Genomic DNA, 19,549 nt, shown 5'->3' on the forward strand with positions numbered 1-19,549 from the left:
CGAAGATGGTGGGGTCACCCGTCCTCATCACGCGAGGAGCGTTCGCGCACATGCCCTCTTCCGGTGCCGGTCCGAGACCGCCGACGATCGCCGACGTCGCGCGGGTCGCCGGGGTGTCGCGCACGACGGTCTCGCACGCCCTCAACGGGATCGGCAAGGTCGACCCGCGGACGCGGGAGCGCATCAAGCAGGTTGCCACGGACCTCGGTTACCGGCCCAACCTGCGGGCGCAGCGGCTGAGGCGCGGGGAGGCGAAGGCCATCGCGCTCGCCTCGTCCATGCCGTTCGCGGTGGCCGGAGGCCCGTCCCGGCTCGGCTTCTACATGGAGGTCGCGGCGGCCGCGGCCGAGAGCGCCCTCGTGCACGACTACGCGCTGGTGCTCGTGCCTCCCGTGCAGTCCGGCTCCGCCCTCTACTCCGTCGACATCGACGGGGCGATCGTCGTGGAGCCCGACGTGGACGACGTGGCCGTGGCGACCCTGAAGGAGCGCGGACTGCCGTACGTCGCGCTCGGCAGGCCCGTGTCACCGGACCAGGACGTGCCGTACGTCGATCTGCGCGGCGGGCTCGTCGCGGAACTGCTCCTCGCCCATCTGCGCGAGCAGGGGGCGCGGCAGCCGGCGCTCATCGTCGGCTCCGGTTCGCGGCACTCGTCGGTCGACGCCCGCGCCGCCTTCGCACGGGTCGCCGAGGAGGAGGGCTGGGCGCCGATCGTGGCGACCGCGCCGGAGTCCGGCGGCGAACAGGCCGGGTACGACCGGTGTGCGGCCCTGCTCGCCGAGCACCCCGGGATCGACGCGGTCTGCGCGCTGGTGGACGTCTTCGCGGTGGGCGCGGTGCGGGCGGTCCGGGACAGCGGGCGCTCCATACCGGACGACGTCATGGTCGTCACCCGGTACGACGGCCTGCGCGCCCGCACCTGCGAACCGCCGCTGACCGCCGTCGACCTGCACCTGGACCGGGCGGCGGCCGGGGCCGTCGAGCTGCTTCTCGCCCGACTGCACGGCGACTCCGCCGAGGTGGGGCAGGCTGTGGCGACGGTGCCCGAACCGCGGGTGATCGCCCGGGCCTCGTCGCTGCGGAACACCGAAGGACGGTGACGACGGCCGGCATTCCGTCGCCGGGCTGGCCCCGGCCAGGCGGGGTGGGGGCCGCAGGCGAGCCGCGTGCGGACGATGCCCGACGGGTCCGTCGCCAAGGGGGCGAGTCGCAAGGGGGCGACGCGCACGTTGCCGGCGAGCGCGCGGCGGATCCCCCTGGCCGGGTGGCGGAGGGCCTCGTCGACGACGGCGTCGGGCAGGTCGCGGCCCTCCGGCATCAGCAGGCCGGCCTCACCGGCCGCTGGATCCACCAGACGTATCAGCACGTCGGAGGGCGCCGCCGGATCGAAGGCGATGCCGCGCAGCCACAGGTGACGGAGCAGGTCGGACACCTCGTCGTACTGCCACCCCGTCGCCGCCCCCCGTCGCCGCACCTGGCCGGGTCACGCCGCGCCACGATGGCCCGGACGCTTCACCCACGCGGCTTCGACCCGTACGGGCCGGTTCAGATGCCGAGCATGAGGACCACCCCCGAGACCAGGGCGAAGACCAGTACGAAGAGGCGCATCCGCCGCGCGTCCAGGCGGTGGTGCACGAGTTTGCTCAGCCACGCCCCGGCGGCGATCGCGGGCAGCAGGGCCGCCGCCCAGCCGAGGTCCGCGGGCTCCCCCTCACCCGTGGCGAACAGCAGCAGCAGCGAGGCGACTTCACCCACGAGGAAGCAGGCGGCGACGGTGGAACGCAGCTCGGCCGGGGGCCGGTGCTGGTAGACCAGCGCCAGCGGCGGGCCACCGACGCCCGTCGCGGTCTCCGTGAGACCGGTCACCGCACCCGCGCCCACATAGGCGGCGCGGCCCGGTGTGAACGCGGGTGCGGCCAGGCTCGCCACGGCGGCCAGCACGGTGGCGACGCCCACGAAGAGGCCGAGGCTCCGGTCGGGTATCAGCCAGAGCAGTGCCAGACCGCCGGGCGTGGCGGCGAGGCGCGCGGCCGTGATCCAGCTCGCGCCGCGCAGATCGAGCGAGGTCCGTTCGCGCCACACGACGTACGCGTTGAGCGGGATCATCGACGCCAGGACGAACACCGGGAGCAGGCCGGGGTCGAGGATGCCGGCCACGGGAGCGACGATCAGGGCGAAGCCCAGCCCGCTGCCGCCCTGGACGAACGCGGCGACGGCGACCGTGACGGCGAGCACCGCCAGTGTCTCGGCGGTCACCGTGCCGCGCTCCGTTCCCGTGCCGTCGTGGAGGTGGGGTGTACGCGGGTGATGGCGGCCCGTCCCACGGCGGCGCGGGCCAGTTCGGCCGCTCGGCCCACGAGGGCGGGACCGTCCCAGTCGACGGGCCGGCCGCACCACAGACGCAGGCGGCCCGCCACGAACACGGCGCTGATCTGGTCGCGGTTGCCGCGTCGAACCAGCTCCCAGGGCAGGTCCCAGGAGAGCGCGAGTTCGGGGTTGGTGACGTCGACGAGGAGGAAGTCGGCGGCGAGGCCCTCGGCGATCGTGCCGGTCCGCGCGCCGAGACCGACGGCGTCGGCGCCGCCGCGGGTTGCGTGCTCGAGCCAGGTCCAGCCGGCGCCGCAGGACGAGTCGCCGGTGACCAGTCCGTACGCGAGCCGCTGGGCGAACTCCGCCGCCTCGGCGAGCCGGAACCCGTCCCCCCGGGTGCCGTCCGTGCCGAGTCCGAAGCGGACACCGCGTTCGGCCATGGCGGTGGCGGGAGCGACGGCGTTGCCCTTCCAGGCGCTGGCGACGGGGTTGTAGCTGACCGCCGTGCCGGTGTCGGCGAGCAGGGTGAGCTCGCGCGGGGTGAGGAGGGTGGCGTGCGCGGCGAGCAACTGCGGTCCCAGCGCACCGATGTGGTGGAGGTGTTCCAGGGGGCGCCGTCCATGTCGTACGAGGGAGCGTTCGACGCCGGCGAGGTGCTCGTTGACGTGGATCTGGACGACGGCCCCGGCCTCGGCGGCGAGGCGGGCGGTGCGGCGGAGGGTCTCCTCGGTGGCGGCCTCGGGGATGGAGACGGCGAGGGAGGGGTGGACGAGCGGGTCGCCGTCGTAGCGCGCGAGGTGCTTCTCGGCGCTGTCCAGGACGGACGGGTTCTCGTTCTCGGCGTCGTTGCAGACGAGCCCCAGCACGCAGCGGATGCCGGCGTCGCGTGCGGCGGACGCGACCACGTCGACGTCCACGTCGGCGCGGGTTCCGGCGTCGGCGACGGTGGTGAAGCCGCCGCGCAGGGCCTCGTACGCGGCCAACTTGGCTGCCACGTACGCGGATTCCTCGTCCAGCGCGCCCTCGAGCGGCACCCACACCCTGCGGAAGATCTCCGACGGTTCGCCGAAGGCGAGCGCGGAACCGAAGCTCTGGGTGAGGTGGTGGTGGGCATCGACGAAGCCGGGCATGAGGAGGTGGCCGGGCAGGCGGACGGGGTGGAGATGCTGATGCGTGCGTATCAGCTCCTCCGCGGCCCCAACGGCCCGGAAGACACCGTCGGCGACGACGGCCGCGTGGCCGTCCGCCGGTCCTTCGGGCAGCAGGACGGCGTCCGGTACGAGGAGGAGCGGGCCGGAGCCGTGGAGGAGGTCGCGCGTGAGCGGGTTCATCGGTCGCTTTCCGTACGGGGGGTGGCGCTGGAGGCGGTGGGGCTGGTGGCGCTCACCGAGGTCGGGGTGGTCCGGGGGGCGCCGGCCATGCGGGCCGTGACGCTCGGACGGACGTGGTGGAAGAGGATGTTGAGGACGGCGGCGACGAACGCGCCGACGGCGACGCCGCTTTCGAGGAGGATGCGGACGTTCGGCGGGAAGCCGCCGTACACGCCGGGAACGAGGATCGGCAGCAGGCCGAGCGCGAGCGCGACGGCACAGACGAAGGTGCTCGTGTGCTTGTCGAGGTCGGAGCGGCCGAGCATCTGCACGCCGAGCACGGTGATGACGGCGAAGACGACCATCGCGGTGCCGCCGACGACGGCGGACGGGATGACGCTGATCGCACGGACGACGGGTGCCAGGAAGCCGATGGCGACGAGGACGGCACCGGCCGCGGCGGTCACGTAACGGCTGCGTACCCCGGTGACGCGGACGATCCCGATGTTCTCGCCGCTGGTGACCATGAGCGGAAGGCCGAAGAAGCCGCCGAAGAGCGACGTGAGCGCGTCACCCCGGACGGTCTTGGGGACGTCGGTGCGCTTGTCGATCTTCTTCCCGACGGCTTCCGCGTTGATGACCGTCTGACCGGTGGCCTCCGCCATGGACGCGAGGCTGTAGAGCATCAGCGGCAGGGCGGCGACCAGGTTGAACTGGGGTGAGCCGAAGGGCATCAGCTGCGGCAGGGTGAGCAGACCGCCGTCGGCGGCGCGGCCGAGGTCGACGGCGCCGAGGACCGCGGCGAGCGCGGTGCCGGCGAGGAGGCCGAGCATGACGGCCAGTTGGCGCAGGATGCCGCTGAAGAGCAGGTAGAAGGCGACCGTGAAGCCGATGGTGGCCATGCCGAGGCCGAGGTTGAGGGGGTCGGCGAAACCGGGTTGGCCCGGGCGTCCGGTGACGAGGACGGCGCCGACCTTCACCAGGTTGATGCCGACGATGACGATCATCGTGCCGATGACGAGGGCCGGGAAGAAGGCCAGCAGCCGTGAGAAGACCGGCAGCACGACGAAGTAGAAGGCGGCGGTGAGGATCACGGCGCCGGTGGCCGTGCGCACTCCGTGCTGTTCGGCGATGGCGAGGAAGAGGATGAGCGGCGCACCGCCCGGAAGCATCACGAAGGGCAGTCGGGGGCCGAACTTCCAGGGGCCGAGCGACTGGATCAGGGATCCGACTCCGGAGAGTACGAAGGCCGCGGAGAGCAGGTTGACGGTCAGACCGGGGTCGAGGCGGAGGGTCGCGCTCATCAGGAAGATCGCCGAGATGGGGGTGGCGGCCATGACGAGGACGTGCTGGATCCCGAAGAGCAGGATCCGGCCGAGGGGGCGGGACTCGTCGACGGGGTGAGGCTGCGGCGCGGCAACACCGGCGCCTGCGGCTGCGGGGGCGGGGGCGGACGCACGCTCGGGGTCGGACGCACGCGAGGGGGCGGACGCACGCTCGGGATCGGACGGGGTAGCGGGCCCGGACTCGGGCCCGGACTCGGGCCCGGACTCGGGCCCGGACTCGGGGTCGGGGGCCGACTCGGGCGCGTGCTCGGGGTCGGGCGCGAGGGCCGGGGCAGGCGGTTCCTGGTCCGGGCCGGGCTGGGGCCGGCGCTGGGGCTGGGTCTTGCGGGGAGGGAACACGTTCGGGCTCCGTTCGGGCGTCGGTGCACGCTCGGATTTCAGCCGCGATCCGGCCCTGGACGGAGAGCCAAATCGATTTGGCCAAATCGATTTGGCCGCCAGTATCGAAGGGCTGCGGCGGAGCGTCAAGGGGTACGGCGGTCGAAGGTACGACGACGAAGCGCCGTCCGCCCTGTCCGGGCGAACGGCGCTCGTGTCCAGGAGGGCGCTCGGCTCAGCGGCGGTGCCACTCCTCCGCGAGCAGGCGGTAGGAGCGGACCCGGTCGGCATGGGCGTGGGTGATGGTGGTGATGATCAGCTCGTCCGCGCCCGTCGCCTCCTGGAGTTGTTCGAGCTGGTCGGCGACCCGGCTCGCGGAGCCGATGAACTGGGTGTCGACCCGGTCGGCGACCAGCGTCAGGTCCTCCTCCGTCCAGGCGTGGTCGAGGGCCTCGTCCGGTGTCGGGAAGGGGATCGCGCCCTCGCCCGTGCGGATGCTGCGGACCCACAGGCCGTAGCCGGTGGCCAGCTCGCGGGCGGTCTCGTCGTCCTCGGCGACGACGACGTCCGCGGAGACGCTGACGTACGGCTTCTCGAGGTCGTCCGACGGCTGGAACGCGGCGCGGTAGCCCTCGGCCGCCTCCAGTACGGTGGCCGGGCTGACGTGGTAATTGGTCGCGAACCGCAGGCCGTTGCGGCCGGCGACGTCGGCGCTCGGGCCGCCGCTGCTGCCGAGGATCCACACCTGCACGTCGGCGCCCTCCCCGGGGACGGCGTGGGCTTCGAGCCCCTCCGCCGAACGGTAGTCGCCGCGCAGGAGCGCGAGGATGTCCTCCACCTGCTCGCCGTACTCCTGCGGGCGCGCGCCGGGCTGGTGCAGCAGCTGGTGCTGGAGGAGGAAGCGCGGCGAAGCGACCAGGTGCTCGAAGGAGAACCGTGGCGGGATCCTGAGGCCGTTGGGGGTCCGCCCGTCGACGACCGGGGTCGTGGTCGGCCGGGGGCCCTGCGCCGAACCGGAGGGCCGCCCGCCCGAGCGGCCGAGGCCCAGGTCGAGGCGCCCGGGGTGCAGCGCGTCGATCAGCCCGAACTCCTCGACGGTGGACAGGGCGGTGCGGTGACCGAGCTGTACGGCCCCCGATCCGATCCTGATCGTGGAGGTCGCGGAGGCGGTCAGGGCCAGCACGACCGCGGGAGAGGCCCCGGCCACGCCCGGGTTGAGGTGGTGCTCGGCGAACCAGTACCGGCTGTAGCCGAACCGCTCGGCCTGCTGGGCGAGATCGAGGGTGTTGCGAAGGGCCTCGGCCGCGGTGGAGCCGGACGAGATCGGGACGAGGTCGAGGACCCCGAGCGGGATACGGGACATGATCGGGTGCTCCTCAGCGGTCGGTCGGCGGGGGTACGGGAATCGGAGCCCGCGCACGGTCGGGCGCGGGGACGAACGCGGGGCCGTGCACACGGTCGCCCTCCAGGACGGGCTCGCGCTCCGAGTCGAGCTCCGGCCCGGGACCGCGCTCGGGCTCCGGCCCGGGACCGCGCTCGGGCTCGGGCTCGGGACCGCGCTCGGTATCGGCGAGGACCGGGGCCCAGGGGAACGGCGGGTCCGGGATGTCGCGCCGGAGCACGGGCGCGATGTCGGACTGGAAGAGTTCCAGCGACTCGCGGTGCTGACCCTGCGTCAGACCACCTGCGTCGGCCTGAAGATGGAGCACGCTGTGCCCGAACGCCTCGTGGTACCGGTGCACCTTGTCGATCACCTGCTGCGGGCTGCCGATGAGCGCCGAGCTGCGCTCGACGAAGTCCTCCAGCGTCGGGAACACCGGCTCGACGCCGAGCTGCCTCTGGAGTGCGAGGTTCGCCTCGAACACCGGCCGGTACGCGGCGATCGCCCGCTGCGAGGTGCGGGCGGTGTGGAAGCCGGCCGTCCCCGCACCGACCACCGCGAGGGCCGGGTCGTGGCCGTAGTGCTCCCAGCGCTCCCGGTAGTGGCGGACGAGCGCGGCGTACGGCTCCATCGGGTGGGTGACGTTGGCCGAGAAGAGCGGATCCCCGTAGCGGGCGGCGAGATCGACGGACTCCTGGCTGGTCGCGCTGCCGTGCCAGACGCGGACGGGGCTCTGGAGCGGCCTCGGCCACACCTCGGCGTCCGTGAGACCGGGACGGAAGCGCGGGGCCGCGGTCACCCTGTCCTCCCGCCAGATGCGGCGGAAGAGTGCGTACCCCTCGGCGTTACGGTCCCACTGGTCCTCGGGCGTCACGTGGAACAGCTCCCGCTGCGCGGTGCCGTTGCCCTTGCCGATGATCAGGTCGAGACGGCCCGCGGAGAGGTGGTCGAGCGTCGCGTAGTCCTCGTACGCGCGCACCGGGTCGAGGAGGCTGAGCGTGGTGACGGCGGTGAACAGCCGGATCCGCGAGGTGAGCGCGGCGATGTGGCTGAGCACGACCGGGGGCGAGGAGGAGAGGAACGGACGCTCGTGCCGTTCGCCGACACCGAAGCCGTCGAAGCCGAGCTCCTCCGCCAGCAGGGCGTTGTCGATCACCTCGCGGAAGCGTTCGTACGTGGGCTTCTTGACGCCCGTCACCGGGTCCGGGGCGTGCACGATGAGAGTGATGGCCAGGAACTTCATGCGGCGGCCCGCCGGTTCTCCGAGAACGTGACCAGGCGGATCGACCTCGCGCGTGTCGTCGTCGCGCGTGTCGTCGTCGCGCGTGTCGTCCTCGCGCGTGTCGTCGTCGTACGGCTCATCGTCGTACCGCTCCCGCGAGCCGGGCGGTGACGCGGCGTTCGGCGGGGCGGCCCAGCCCGAGCAGCCCACGCAAGGTGTCCGCCTCGTAGGCACGCCGGAAGGCGCCGCGACGCTGGAGTTCCGGCACCAGTTCCCGGGTGATCCGCTCCAGATCGTGGGCGATCGCCCCTGGGCGCAGCCGGAAGCCGGTCAGGCCGGTCGCGCGCCACTCCAGGAGGAGGTCCGCGAGGTGATCCGGTGTACCCGCGAACACCGTCGCACCGCCGGTGTGCGCCTCGCCCGCGAGGCCGTCGAGGCGGGCCCTGCGGTCTTCGGCCGCCGCGGGATCGGCGTCCAGGAACACGACGAGGTCGCCGAAGACGTGCAGCGGCTCCCCCGCCCGCCCAGCGTCCGCCTGGGCCGTACGGATCTCGGCGACCACGGCCCGCGCGTGGTCGGCGTCGCGCGGGGTGACGTACGCGATGTCGGCGGAGCGGCCCACGAGCCCGTACGGCACGCTTCCGTGGGCCGACGCGCTCACGACGGGCTGTCCTTGCGGCGGCCGGGGCGTGGCCGCCGAGCCCGTGACGCCGTGGACGTCCCGTGTCTCCGCCTCGTCCTCCCCGCTGTCCCACAGCCGGCGCACCACCTCCACGTGGTGGGCGGCCTCGTCGAACAGCTCGGCGATCAGTTCCCGGCCGGCCGGGGTGTCACGGTCCACGGCGCGGAGCCTGGGGTACGTACGGCGGCCGACGGGCGCGGCTTCGCCCCGCCGCGCCGACACCTGGATCCGCAGGCCCGCGCGGCCGTTGCTGACGTGGTCGAGGGTGGCGATCGCCTTGGCCACGTGGAACGGCTCGGTATGGGTGGCGACGACCGTCGGCACCAGGCCGATGTGCCGGGTGTGCCGTGCCACCCGCGCGGCGACGAGCACCGCGTCCAGGCGGCCCCGCCCCTGGTCGGTGGGGTCGTCCGGCTCCGTGGGGCTCGGGGACCGCGGTCCGAACCCGCCCTCGATCGTGACGAAGTCGAGCAGTCCGCTCTCGGCCTCGGTCACGAGGTCGGTCCAGGAGCCGAGGGTGAGCGGATCCCGGGAGCGGGCGCCGGGCCCCCGCCGCCACGCGGCCGGGTGCCCGGCCGCGCCGTCGAGCGCGACGGCGAGGTGGAGGTGGGGGTGAAGCGGCGGGGCGGGGAAGGACGGTGGTGTGGGGGCGGAGGGTGCGGACACGGCGAGGGTGCCTTCCTGGTCGACGGTACGAGGCGGGGTGCCGGCCGCGCCGCGGGGAGCGGGCGGCCGGGCGCTCAGCCGGTGGCCGCCAGCAGGGCCGTACGGGTGTCGAGGGCGTCGGAGAACCGGTCCACGACCTGGGCCAGGCCCTCGGCCGCGCTCGGTGCGACGGTCAGGGCGCCGTCGCCGCCGACCGTGAGGTCCTTGTCGAGCGTGAACCAGCCCTGGACGATGTGCGCGGCGCCCATGGAGCTGAGGACCGGGCGGAGCGCGTAGTCGATCGCCAGGACGTGGGCCGTTGTTCCGCCGGTCGCCAGCGGAAGGACCGTCTTGCCCGCGAGCGCGTACTGCGGAAGCAGGTCGAGCAGGGACTTCAGCAGCCCGGAGTAGGCCGCCTTGTAGACGGGCGTGCCGATGACGACCCCGTCGGCCCGGTCGAAGAGCGCGGTCGCCTCGACGATCGCCGGGTGCCCGAAGTCGGCGCCGAGCAGCGCGTCGGCGGGAAGGGTACGGACGTCCAGCGGGACGACGTCGTGCCCCTGGGCGGCGAGGCGGGCGTCCAGGTGGCGCAGGAGTCGGGCGGTGCGGGAGGTGGCGGAGGGGCTTCCGGAGACGGAGAGGACGGTGGCCATGGCGGTCCCTTCGGGAGCGTGAGCGTGCGTCACTTGTTGGTCTTGGGAAGGCCGGGCGGGTTGATCTCGGACGTGGGAACGGCCTCGTCGGAGAGACCCCAGCGCTCAAGCACCTCGGCGTACGTGCCGTTCTCGATGACCTCGTCGAGCGCGGCGGCGAGCGGCTCGGCCAGACCGCTGTCCTTCTTCGTGGTGGCGGCGATGAGGCCCTGGAGGGTGGATCCAGCCCCGGAGTAGGTGCCCACGACCTCGGTCTTCCCGGTGGTGGCGGCGTGGTAGGCCGCGGTGGGGTTGGGGCCGAGGTAGAGGTCGATCCGGCCGGACTGGAGGGCGAGATAGGTGTCGCTGTCATTCTGGTAGTAGGCGATGTCGACCGGCTTCCGGCCGGCCTTCTCGTTCTCCTTGCTCCATTCCACGAGCAGCTTCTCCTGGTTGGTGCCGCTGCTCACGGCGACCTTCTTGCCCGCCACGTCCTCGGGCCCGGCGACCTTCAGGCCGCTGCCCTTCTTCGCCTCGAAGCCCAGGTTGTCCTCGCGGTAGGTGGCGAAGTCGTACTTCTCCTTGCGCTCCTCGGTGACGGTGATGTTGCTGAAGCCGACGTCGTACTTGGCGCTGTCGAGGCCGACGAAGATGTTCTCCCAGGAGACCGTGTTGATGTGCGGTTCGAGGCCGAGGACGTCGGCGACGAGGAAGGCGATGTCGGTCTCGACGCCGATGACGGTCTTGTTGTCGGTGGCGTAGAAGGTCAGCGGCGCCGCGGAGCCGGAGGAGTCGACGATCTCCAGGGTGCCTCTCTTGCGGATCTTCTCCGGGACCTTCGCCGCGATGGAGTCGACCTTGGCGGTGGTGACGCGGTTCTGGTCCGGGCTCAGGTTGATCTTCGTCGTCCGGCCGGACGCGCCGGCGACCTCGGTCGTGCCGCCGTCGGACGGATTGCCGCAGGCGGTGAGGGCGAGAGTGAGGGCCAGTCCCAGAGCGGCGGAGGTACGGCGGGTGAGCGAGGCGGTGGACACGGTTGTGCTCCTTGCGGAAGAGGGCGAACGGGGGTGGGGGGTCAGAGGACTTTGGAGAGGAAGGCGCGGGTGCGCTCGTGTTGCGGGGTGTCGAGTACGGCCGTGGGCGGGCCCTGCTCGACGACGAGACCGTCGTCCATGAAGACCACGGTGTCGGCGACCTCGCGGGCGAAGCCGATCTCGTGGGTCACGACGATCATGGTGGTGCCGGAGCGGGCCAAGTCCTTGATGACGTCGAGGACTTCACCGACCAGCTCGGGGTCGAGCGCCGAGGTGGGCTCGTCGAAGAGCAGCACCTTCGGTTCGAGGGCGAGCGCGCGCGCGATGGCGACCCGCTGCTGCTGGCCTCCGGAGAGCTGCCGCGGAAAGGCGTCCGCCTTGTCGGCGAGGCCGACGCGCGCGAGCAGTCGCCGTGCGGTCTCCTCGGCCTCGTCGCGGGGCCGGCGCAGCGCGGAGACCGGGGCCTCGACGAGGTTGCCCAGCACGGTCAGATGGGGAAAGAGGTTGAAGTTCTGGAAGACGAACCCGATGTGGGTGCGCTGCTTCAGTACGTCCTTCTCCCGCAGCTCGTACAGCTTCCCGCCCGAGCGGCGGTAGCCGATCAGCTCGCCGTCGATGGCGATCCACCCGCGGTCGACCTTCTCCAGGTGGTTGACGGTCCGCAGCAGCGTGGACTTCCCGGAGCCGGACGGGCCGAGGATCACGGTGACTTCGCCGGCCCGTACCTGGAGGTCGACGCCGCGCAGCACCTCCAGCGGGCCGAAGCTCTTGTGGACGCCGTGGACGTCCACCATCACGTCACCGATGTCGCTCACCACACTGACGTCACTCATCGGCTGTCTCCCAGGGGTTTCAGGGGTACGACGGGCTGGTCGCGCCGGGCCGCCCTCGCCCGCAGGTCATGGACGAGGCGCCGGGCACGCTGGAGCGGGGTGGGCGGCGGGGTGCGGTTGCTCCCCCGGGCGAACTGGCGCTCCACGTAGTACTGGGCGACCGACAGCAGGGAGGTGAGGACCACGTACCAGGCGGTGGCGACCAGCAGCAGCGGGATCACGCGTCCGTTGCGGCCGTAGATCACCTGCACCTGGTAGAACAGCTCGCCGATCGCCATCACATAGACGACCGAGGTGCCCTTCAGCATCCCGATGATCTCGTTGCCCGCGGTGGGCAGGATGGCGCGCATGGCCTGCGGCAGCACGATCCGCCGGATCTGCCGCAGCCGGGGTATGCCCAGCGCGGCGGCGGCCTCCAGCTGCCCGTGGTCGACGGCGATGACGCCGCCCCTCACGATCTCGGCGGCGTACGCCGCCTGATGCAGCGTCAGTCCGATGATCGCGGCGCCCATGGTGCCGATCAGGCTGTTGCTGTCGACGGACCAGAGCACCGGGCCGAACGGGATGCCGACGCCCAGCCGCTCGTACAGGGCGCTGAGATTGAACCAGAACACCAGCTGGACGATCATCGGGATGGACCGGAAGATCCAGATGTAGGACCAGGCGACGGTCTGGAGCACCGGGCTGCGCGACAGCCGCATGAAGGCGAGGACGGTGCCGAGGAGGAAGCCGAGGACGGTGGCGTAGGCGGTGAGCTGGAGGGTGACCCACACGGCCTGGACGATGGTCTCGGAGAGGACGTAGGCGCGGAAGACGTCCCACTCCCAGACCGGGTTGGTCGCCAGACCGTGACCGAACTGGGCGACCAGCACGGCGACGGCACCGGCCGCCGCCCAGCGGGCGTAGTGGCGGACAGGAATGACCTTGACGGATCCCATGTCGCCTCTGGTGGGCGGCGCTTGGGAGGGTGGGCGGGCGGTGGTGTCCGGGGCGGCCAGGGGGTGGGCCGCGGGGTCGGTGGTGAGTCCCATCGTGGCGTTCCTGCTCAACTCTTCAGGTGCTCGGGCGGGTTGATCCGCGAGGTGTCGATCGCGGACTCGGTGGTGCCCCACTTCTCGAGGATCCGGGCGTACGTCCCGTCCTTGATCAGCTCGTTGACGGCGGCCTGGAAGGCCGCGGTGAGCGGGGAGCCCTTCTTGAAGGCGAAGCCGACGTCGAGGCGGTGGAACTCGCCGAGGAACGTGGTCCGGGAGGCCGGCTGCGCCGCCTGGTGCCGCAGTCCGTTGATGGTCGACATGATCACGTCGATCCGGCCCTGCTGGAGCGCGGTGAGGGTGGCCCCGTTCTCGGCGTACACCTGCACCTCGTACGGCTTCTTGCCCGCCTCCGCGCACACCCCCTTCCGCGCGGTGAGGGTCGCTTCGAAGGTCGTGCCGGCGCCCGTGCCGACGGTCAGCCCGCAGAGCTGGGTGAGGTCGGTGACCTTCGATCCGAGTGCGGTGTTGCCCGTCCGCACCGCGAAGCCCTGGCCGTCGTTGATGTACGTGACGAAGTCGATGGTCTTGAGGCGCTCGGTGGTGACGCCGAAGTTGCCGGTCCCGACGTCGTACTTGCCGCTGCCGAGGGCGGGCAGGATCGTCTCGAACGAGGCGTCCTGCCGCTCCAGCCTCAGCCCGAGGACCTTGGCCACCGCGTCGGCGAGGTCGATGTCCTGGCCGGCGGGTGCCTTGTCGGCGCCGTTCGGGTAGTAGGCGCCCGGCGGGGTGCCGACGGAGCTGCCGACCCTCAGCGTGCCCGACGCGCGGACGTCGTCGGGCAGCAGGGCGGCCGCGGAGTCCACCGTGCGCACGGCGGCGACCGGGTCGTCGGTCGGCGCGGCGGAGGCACGGGGGCCCACCGCCGTGGCACCGGGGGCCCCGCCGGAACCGCAGGCGGTCAGCGCCAGTACGGGAAGCAGGGCCAGGGGGACGGCGAGGCGCAGCCGGCTTCCGATCGCGCGTATCGCGGGGAGGTTCACAGGACGGCGCCCTTTCTGGGGTCGCGTTCGGGGTCGCGCTGCTCGCCGGGCTTCTCGTCGGGCTTCTCGCCGGGCTTCTCGTGGTGCTTCTCGTGGTGCTGCGGGAGGGGCGGGGCAGGACGCCGCGGGAGGTGCTTCTCGAACGGCAGCAGACGGAGGGTCGCGGGTGCGGCCTCGGTGTCGAACAGCGGCGTGTAGCCGGCGGCCAGGTAGAGGGCGCGGGCCTCGGGCTGGCGCGGACCGGTGGTCAGGAAGATCCGCCGGTAGCCGCGGGCGGCCGCCTCGCGCTCCAGTTCGGCCACGACGCGGCGGGCCAGTCCACGCCGCCGGTGGGCGGAGTGCGTCCAGATCCGCTTCAGTTCCGCCGTGGCGGGGTCGTACCGCCGGAACGCGCCGCCCGCGACCGGCTCACCGCGCTCCAGGAGGAGGAGCAGGATCCCGCCGTACGGCTCGGTGAACTCCTCGTCCGGGTAGCGGGCGAGTTCGGTGTGGGCGTCCGTGCCGTAGCGGGCCGCGTACTCGTCGCCGAGCTCGCGCAGCAGGGGCGCGACGCGGGGGTCGGACACGGGGACCTGGACGACCGTCAACTGATCGATCGACGCGCAGGGTTGTGCCACGGAGGTCATCCGTTCACCGCCGCGAGGGTCTGCTGCGTGCCTCGTGCCGCGCGCTCGGCGTCGCGCTTGGCGACCTCCTCGCGGACGATCGGGATCACGTACCGGCCGAAGTCGATCGCGTCGTCCAGCAGGTCGTAGCCCCGGGCGGAGAGGATGTCGACGCCGAGGTCGTAGTAGTCGAGCAGGGCCTGGGCGACTGTCTCCGGGGTGCCGACGAGGGCGTTCGAGTTGCCCGCGCCGCCGGTCGCCGCGGCCGTCGGGGTCCACAGGGCGCGGTCGTAGCGCTCGCCCGCCTCGGCGATGGCGATCAGCCGCTGCGATCCGGTGTTCTGCGGGGCGTCGCCGCGGTGGTGCCGTACGAGTCCGCTCGCGCGCCGCTCCCTGATGGCGCCGACCGTGCGGTGGGCCTTCTCCCAGGCCAGCTCCTCGGTCGGGGCGATGATCGGGCGGAACGCCACCTGGATGCGCGGTACGTCGGTCCGGCCGGCGGCCTTCGCGGCGGCCTTGACCTCCTCGATCTGCCCGGCGGTCTCCACCAGCGGCTCGCCCCACAGGCAGTAGATGTCGGCCTCGGCGCCGCCCGCGGCGTACGCGGCGGGCGAGGAGCCCCCGAACGACACGTCGGGGCGCGGCTTCTGGACGGGGAAGACGTCGCTGACGAAGTCGTGGAAGCGGTAGTGCTCGCCCTCGTGGTCGAAGGGCTCGTGGGTGGTCCAGATCTTCTTGACGATCCGGATGTACTCACGGGTGCGGGCGTAGCGTTCGTCCTTGGTGAGGGTGTCGCCCTCGCGGCCCTGCTCGTGGTCGCTGCCGCCGGTGATGAAGTGGACGGTCAGCCGGCCGCCGCTGATCTGGTCGAGGGTGGCGAAGGTCTTGGCGGCGAAGGTCGGGTACGAGACGTTCGGCCGGTGGGCGAGCAGGATCTGGAGCCGGTCCAGCCTGCTCGCGATGTACGCGGCGGCCGGAGCGGGATCCGGCGCTCCGGAACCGTAGGCGAACAGCACCCGGTCCCAGCCGTGCTCCTCGTGCGCACGGGCGAGCCGGAGCGTGTACTCCTTGTCGAAGGCGGCGCCGGAGCGCGGGGTGGTCTCGGAACCGTCGTGGGTGGCGGCGATGCCAAGGAATTCCACGGGCATGGGAGTCGGCCTTTCCTCAGGTCCTGCGGGTCCTGAGGTCCTGGGTCGTCAGGACCTCGTGGGCCGGCGCACGGTCGGCACGGGGCAGGGCACGCCGGAGCGGCCCTGGGGGCGGCCGGGTGCGACGGCGGGCGCTTCAGGGTGTGAGCAAGCGGGAGGGTGAGCAGGTGTGATGACGCCGGGGCGTGAGCCTCGGTCCTGGCGGGGCGGCGGCAGCGCGTGTCACGTCACGCAGGACCGTCCGTACACGAGCACGCGGCAGGTGGTGCGGTGCGCGCGTACGGCGGCGCTACGAAGGGAGGGAACGGCCCGCGACGGGGGCACCGAAGGAGGGAAGGGCCGGTCGGACGGCCCGCTGCCGCGTCAGGCGCAACACGCTGCGGACCACACGCGACAGAAGTCGATGTGGTGGCGGGTGACCAGGCGCTGATCGGCATCCATGCGACCCATTGAGCAGTACATCTCGCTGCTCGTCAACCATCGCCCGGCCTCCGGGGGCGAGTTGGTCGGATCCTTAGCGTGGCTGACACAAATGGGCGTCGTTGACACGGACGCGGCGCGGACGCCTACGATCGACCACGGACCGGCTCCGCCTCGCACGCGGCCGCCGCCCCGCCGCGTTGAGGGACGCGGCGAGCGTGATGACGTGCTCACCGCGGCCCCGCCCGCGCCGCCCACTCTGCCTCTCGCGCCCACTGCGCCGCCGCGCGCCCGCCGCCCGTCCCACGCCGCGCGCCCGCGTCCACCCCAGCGTCCCGCGCCCGTGCTCATCCCGCAGCCCCGCGCCCGTGCTCATCCCCCCGTCCCGCGCCCGCGCCTCCCTCGTCTGGAGACCTCCTGATGGTCCCGCCGTCCGGCACCGCCGCCCCTCTCCCCGCCGTGTCCGTCGACTCCTCCACGGTCCGACCCGAGCGTGATCTGCCGCCTGTCGTCCCGCGCCGCCGAGTCGGCCGGTGGCTGACCGCCGCCGTCGCGCTGCTGGTCTTCGCGATGGTGGTCAACTCCGTCGTCCGTAACCGCGCCTTCCAGTGGGAGGTGGTCGGCCAGTACGTCACAACCGCGGCCGTCCTCGACGGGCTGCTGCTCACCCTGTGGCTGACGGCGGTCGTGATGGTGCTCGGATTCCTTCTCGGCATCCCGCTTGCCGTCATGCGCCTGTCCGGCAACCCCGTGCTGGGCAGCCTGAGTTGGGGCTTCGTGTGGATCTTCCGGTCCACCCCGCTGCTGGTGCAGCTGCTCTTCTGGTTCAACATCGGCGCGCTGTACCCGACGCTCGGCCTCGGCATCCCCTTCGGGCCGCAGTTCGTCTCCGTCCAGACGGTCAACCTGTTCGGCCCCACGCTCACCGCGGTCATCGGCCTGACGCTGCACGAGGCCGCGTACGCCGCCGAGGTGGTGCGCGGCGGCATCCTCTCCGTGGACGCCGGCCAGACGGAGGCCGCGCAGGCACTCGGCATCGGCCGCGGGCGCACCCTGCGCCGGATCGTCGTCCCGCAGGCGATGCGCTCCATCGTGCCGACCGCGGGGAACATGCTCATCGGCACACTGAAGGGCACGAGCATCGTCAGCGTCCTCGCCGTCCACGACCTGCTGTACTCGGTGCAGCTGGTCTACAACCAGACGTACCAGGTCGTCCCCCTGCTGATGGTGGCCACTCTCTGGTACATCGCGGTCACGACCGTGCTCAGCACGGCCCAGTACTACGTCGAGCGCCACTACGCGCGCGGCTCCGCCCGCGCCCTCCCGCCCACCCCGCTGCAGCGGCTCCGGGCCCGGCTCGGCGCAGCGCGCGCGTGAACACCACGGACGCGGCGGCCCCGGGCGCCGCAGCCGTACGGGATACTGCTCCCATGCGGATCTCAGCCAGGGCGGACTACGCGGTACGTGCCGCACTGCAACTCGCCGCATCGCGGTCGGACGAGCCACTGAAGACCGAGGCGATCGCCGATGCGCAGGACATCCCGCACAAGTTCCTCGAAGGCATCCTGAACGACATGCGCAGGGGCGGTCTCGTCGTCAGCCGGCGGGGCGGCAACGGCGGCTACCGGCTGGCCAAGCCCGCCGAGTCCATCAGCATCGCGGACGTCATACGGGTCGTGGACGGACCACTCGTCTCGGTACGGGGGGTCCGTCCCCCCGATCTGTCCTACACCGGCCCCGCCGAATCACTGCTCCCCCTCTGGGTCGCACTGCGGTCCAATGTGCGCGAGATCCTCGAAGGCGTGTCGCTCGCCGATGTCGCGTCGGCCGAACTGCCCCCCGAGGTATCGGAGTTGGCCACCGCTCCGGACGCCTGGGTCAACCCCTGACCCACCGGGCCCCTGACCGGCCCATCCCATAAAGCGAGACATCCCCGTCCGACATATGAAATGCCTCTTGGGGTGTCGGCGACCTTCTGCCACGATCCCTAGCAACCAGGTAGGAGAACTAGGAATTCGCGAGGGGGTGGCACGTGATGGCCATGCACATGCTCGACCGCACCGACCATCGGTCGCCCCTGCTGACCTCACGTCGTCACATCGACCTCGGCCGTACGTCCAGCGCGCTCTGTCGGCCCGCCTGAGCCGAGGCACTCACGCCTCACACCTCAGGCCGTCCGTCGCACCTTCCTGATCACCCAGCCCCTGAGAGGACACCTCCGTGTCTGCCGCCAGACCGCTCACCACCACCCTGCGCAACGTCGCCGTCATCACGGCACTCCCCCTCCTGATCGCTTCGTGCGGCTACGGCTCCGACGCCAAGAGCGACCAGAAGAAGGTGGCCGCCGAGGGCGAGAAGCTCTCGGCCGACACGGTCCGGCTCGGGTACTTCCCGAACCTGACCCACGCCACCGCCCTGGTGGGCGACCAGGAAGGCATCATCCAGAAGGAGCTGGGCGGAACCCAGCTGAAGGTCTCCACCTTCAACGCGGGCCCCTCCGAGATCGAGGCGCTGAACGCCGGCTCCATCGACATCGGCTTCATCGGCCCCTCCCCCTCGATCAACGGCTACGCCAAGTCGAAGGGGAAGAACCTCCGCATCATCTCCGGCTCCGCCTCCGGCGGCGTGAAGCTGGTCGTCAACCCGAAGAAGATCAAGACCCTGGACGACGTCAAGGGCAAGCGGATCGCCACGCCGCAGCTCGGCAACACCCAGGACGTCGCGTTCCTCAACTGGGCCGCCGAGAAGGGCTGGAAGGTCGACGCCCAGAGCGGCAAGGGCGACGTCTCCGTACTCCGTACGGACAACAAGGTCACACCGGACGCCTACAAGACCGGCTCCATCGACGGGGCCTGGGTGCCCGAGCCCACCGCCTCCAAGATCGTCAGCGAGGGCGGGAAGGTCCTCCTCGACGAGGCGTCGCTGTGGCCCGACAACAAGTTCGTGATCACGAACATCATCGTGTCGCAGAAGTTCCTCGCCGAGCACCCGGACGTCGTCGAAGCGGTGCTGCGCGGCTCGGTCGCCACGAACAAGTGGATCAACGCCAACCCCGACAAGGCCAAGGCCTCCGCCAACGCCAAGCTCGAGGAACTCACCGGTAAGCCCCTCGGGGCGAAGGTCATCGACGGCGCCTGGCCCTCGATCCGGTTCACCAACGACCCGCTCGCCTCGACGCTCCAGGCCCAGGCCGACCACGCGGTCGAGGCCGGACTCCTCGAGAAGCCCGACCTCGGCGGCATCTACGACCTGAAGCACCTGAACAAGATCCTCAAGGCCGCGGGCGAACCCGAGGTCCCCGACGCCGGTCTAGGCGTCAAGTAGCACCCCCAGCCGGCCGGCCGCCCTCGGGTCTTCATGACCCGAGGGCGGCCGGCCGTCGTGTTTCCCGCCCCGTTCCGGTCTGCGCGGAGCACGCGCGCCCGAGGTGGTGCTCCGGCCGGCTCGGCGGAGCCACTGGCGCCTGTGGCACTGAGTGTGTTTTGCTGAGGGTACTCAGTGCCACAAGCCAGTCGCGTGACTAAGGGGAGCTCACCATCATGGGCAAGGACTTCGACCTGTATCGCCTGTCCGAGGAGCACGACATGCTCCGGGAGACGGTCCGTGCGCTGGCGGAGGCGAAGATCACGCCGTTCGCGGCGGCGGT

At 72.0% G+C, this 19,549-nt stretch carries 16 protein-coding genes and 2 pseudogenes; 5 read left to right on the forward strand and 13 right to left on the reverse strand.

Annotated elements, in window-relative coordinates; genetic code table 11:
• The first annotated feature begins 50 nt into the window (after nucleotides 1-50).
• On the forward strand, nucleotides 51-1,100 hold the full coding sequence (locus ACFY8U_RS05735; RefSeq protein WP_389566019.1) for a LacI family DNA-binding transcriptional regulator: 1,050 nt from the start codon (nucleotides 51-53) through the stop codon (nucleotides 1,098-1,100).
• 445 nt (nucleotides 1,101-1,545) lie between these two features.
• Here the strand turns inward: ACFY8U_RS05735 and ACFY8U_RS05740 are convergent, their stop codons facing one another.
• From ACFY8U_RS05740 to ACFY8U_RS05800, 13 genes and pseudogenes are all read right to left on the reverse strand, one after another.
• On the reverse strand, nucleotides 1,546-2,256 hold the full coding sequence (locus tag ACFY8U_RS05740) for a sulfite exporter TauE/SafE family protein (protein WP_389566022.1): 711 nt from the start codon (nucleotides 2,254-2,256) through the stop codon (nucleotides 1,546-1,548).
• A complete protein-coding gene (locus tag ACFY8U_RS05745) occupies nucleotides 2,253-3,641 on the reverse strand; it encodes an amidohydrolase family protein (RefSeq protein ID WP_389566025.1) in 1,389 nt (462 codons plus the stop codon). The genes ACFY8U_RS05740 and ACFY8U_RS05745 overlap by 4 nt, the downstream gene beginning before the upstream one ends.
• On the reverse strand, nucleotides 3,638-4,990 hold the full coding sequence (locus tag ACFY8U_RS05750; protein ID WP_389566192.1) for a uracil-xanthine permease family protein: 1,353 nt from the start codon (nucleotides 4,988-4,990) through the stop codon (nucleotides 3,638-3,640). Before ACFY8U_RS05750 ends, ACFY8U_RS05745 begins: the two co-directional genes overlap by 4 nt.
• A gap of 529 nt (nucleotides 4,991-5,519) precedes the next feature.
• A complete protein-coding gene (locus tag ACFY8U_RS05755; RefSeq protein WP_389566028.1) occupies nucleotides 5,520-6,647 on the reverse strand; it encodes an LLM class flavin-dependent oxidoreductase in 1,128 nt (375 codons plus the stop codon).
• Between the two features lie 202 nt (nucleotides 6,648-6,849).
• Nucleotides 6,850-7,908 (reverse strand): annotated as a pseudogene (locus ACFY8U_RS05760) (LLM class flavin-dependent oxidoreductase); the annotation flags it as partial.
• A 115-nt stretch (nucleotides 7,909-8,023) separates the two neighbouring features.
• On the reverse strand, nucleotides 8,024-9,235 hold the full coding sequence (locus ACFY8U_RS05765; RefSeq protein ID WP_389566031.1) for an LLM class flavin-dependent oxidoreductase: 1,212 nt from the start codon (nucleotides 9,233-9,235) through the stop codon (nucleotides 8,024-8,026).
• A 74-nt stretch (nucleotides 9,236-9,309) separates the two neighbouring features.
• The gene (gene ssuE, locus ACFY8U_RS05770) at nucleotides 9,310-9,867 is read right to left on the reverse strand and encodes an NADPH-dependent FMN reductase (RefSeq protein WP_389566033.1); all 558 of its coding nucleotides are present in this window, start codon (nucleotides 9,865-9,867) and stop codon (nucleotides 9,310-9,312) included.
• Nucleotides 9,868-9,896: 29 nt separating this feature from the next.
• Complete coding sequence (locus tag ACFY8U_RS05775; RefSeq protein ID WP_389566035.1) at nucleotides 9,897-10,880, reverse strand: ABC transporter substrate-binding protein; 984 nt, start codon at nucleotides 10,878-10,880, stop codon at nucleotides 9,897-9,899.
• 41 nt (nucleotides 10,881-10,921) lie between these two features.
• Nucleotides 10,922-11,713 carry an amino acid ABC transporter ATP-binding protein gene (locus tag ACFY8U_RS05780; protein ID WP_389566038.1) on the reverse strand — a complete coding sequence of 264 codons (792 nt, stop codon included), beginning with the start codon at nucleotides 11,711-11,713 and terminating at the stop codon, nucleotides 10,922-10,924.
• Complete coding sequence (locus ACFY8U_RS05785; RefSeq protein ID WP_389566041.1) at nucleotides 11,710-12,744, reverse strand: amino acid ABC transporter permease; 1,035 nt, start codon at nucleotides 12,742-12,744, stop codon at nucleotides 11,710-11,712. The genes ACFY8U_RS05780 and ACFY8U_RS05785 overlap by 4 nt, the downstream gene beginning before the upstream one ends.
• Before the next feature lie 14 nt (nucleotides 12,745-12,758).
• Complete coding sequence (locus ACFY8U_RS05790; RefSeq protein ID WP_389566044.1) at nucleotides 12,759-13,730, reverse strand: ABC transporter substrate-binding protein; 972 nt, start codon at nucleotides 13,728-13,730, stop codon at nucleotides 12,759-12,761.
• Between the two features lie 125 nt (nucleotides 13,731-13,855).
• Nucleotides 13,856-14,356, reverse strand: a pseudogene (locus tag ACFY8U_RS05795) (GNAT family N-acetyltransferase); the annotation flags it as partial.
• Nucleotides 14,353-15,483 carry an LLM class flavin-dependent oxidoreductase gene (locus ACFY8U_RS05800; RefSeq protein WP_389566047.1) on the reverse strand — a complete coding sequence of 377 codons (1,131 nt, stop codon included), beginning with the start codon at nucleotides 15,481-15,483 and terminating at the stop codon, nucleotides 14,353-14,355. The pseudogene ACFY8U_RS05795 and the gene ACFY8U_RS05800, both read right to left, overlap by 4 nt.
• An 840-nt stretch (nucleotides 15,484-16,323) precedes the next feature.
• Between ACFY8U_RS05800 and ACFY8U_RS05805 the strand changes: the two genes are divergently transcribed.
• The 4 genes from ACFY8U_RS05805 (at nucleotide 16,324) to ACFY8U_RS05820 (ending at nucleotide 19,227) form a co-directional block, all read left to right on the forward strand.
• Nucleotides 16,324-17,280 (forward strand): amino acid ABC transporter permease, encoded by a 957-nt coding sequence (locus ACFY8U_RS05805; protein ID WP_389566050.1) that lies wholly within the window; start codon nucleotides 16,324-16,326, stop codon nucleotides 17,278-17,280.
• 53 nt (nucleotides 17,281-17,333) lie between these two features.
• Complete coding sequence (locus tag ACFY8U_RS05810; RefSeq protein WP_361594194.1) at nucleotides 17,334-17,792, forward strand: Rrf2 family transcriptional regulator; 459 nt, start codon at nucleotides 17,334-17,336, stop codon at nucleotides 17,790-17,792.
• Nucleotides 17,793-17,950: 158 nt separating this feature from the next.
• On the forward strand, nucleotides 17,951-18,046 hold the full coding sequence (locus ACFY8U_RS05815; RefSeq protein ID WP_389566194.1) for a putative leader peptide: 96 nt from the start codon (nucleotides 17,951-17,953) through the stop codon (nucleotides 18,044-18,046).
• A gap of 77 nt (nucleotides 18,047-18,123) precedes the next feature.
• Nucleotides 18,124-19,227: an aliphatic sulfonate ABC transporter substrate-binding protein gene (locus ACFY8U_RS05820; RefSeq protein WP_389566053.1), complete on the forward strand. Its 1,104-nt coding sequence runs from the start codon at nucleotides 18,124-18,126 to the stop codon at nucleotides 19,225-19,227.
• Nucleotides 19,228-19,549: the final 322 nt, after the last annotated feature.

This window comes from Streptomyces sp. NPDC012508 (assembly GCF_042902595.1).
Taxonomy (GTDB): Bacteria; Actinomycetota; Actinomycetes; order Streptomycetales; family Streptomycetaceae; genus Streptomyces.

Bases quoted from the DNA above. Each gene is read 5' to 3' on its own strand.
- ACFY8U_RS05735 (WP_389566019.1), top strand. From the start codon at position 51: ATGCCCTCTTCCGGTGCCGGTCCGAGACCGCCGACGATCGCCGACGTC.
- ACFY8U_RS05745 (WP_389566025.1), bottom strand. From the start codon at position 3,641: ATGAACCCGCTCACGCGCGACCTCCTCCACGGCTCCGGCCCGCTCCTC.
- ACFY8U_RS05755 (WP_389566028.1), bottom strand. From the start codon at position 6,647: ATGTCCCGTATCCCGCTCGGGGTCCTCGACCTCGTCCCGATCTCGTCC.
- ssuE (WP_389566033.1), bottom strand. From the start codon at position 9,867: ATGGCCACCGTCCTCTCCGTCTCCGGAAGCCCCTCCGCCACCTCCCGC.
- ACFY8U_RS05780 (WP_389566038.1), bottom strand. From the start codon at position 11,713: ATGAGTGACGTCAGTGTGGTGAGCGACATCGGTGACGTGATGGTGGAC.
- ACFY8U_RS05785 (WP_389566041.1), bottom strand. From the start codon at position 12,744: ATGGGACTCACCACCGACCCCGCGGCCCACCCCCTGGCCGCCCCGGAC.
- ACFY8U_RS05800 (WP_389566047.1), bottom strand. From the start codon at position 15,483: ATGCCCGTGGAATTCCTTGGCATCGCCGCCACCCACGACGGTTCCGAG.
- ACFY8U_RS05805 (WP_389566050.1), top strand. From the start codon at position 16,324: ATGGTCCCGCCGTCCGGCACCGCCGCCCCTCTCCCCGCCGTGTCCGTC.
- ACFY8U_RS05810 (WP_361594194.1), top strand. From the start codon at position 17,334: ATGCGGATCTCAGCCAGGGCGGACTACGCGGTACGTGCCGCACTGCAA.
- ACFY8U_RS05815 (WP_389566194.1), top strand. From the start codon at position 17,951: ATGCTCGACCGCACCGACCATCGGTCGCCCCTGCTGACCTCACGTCGT.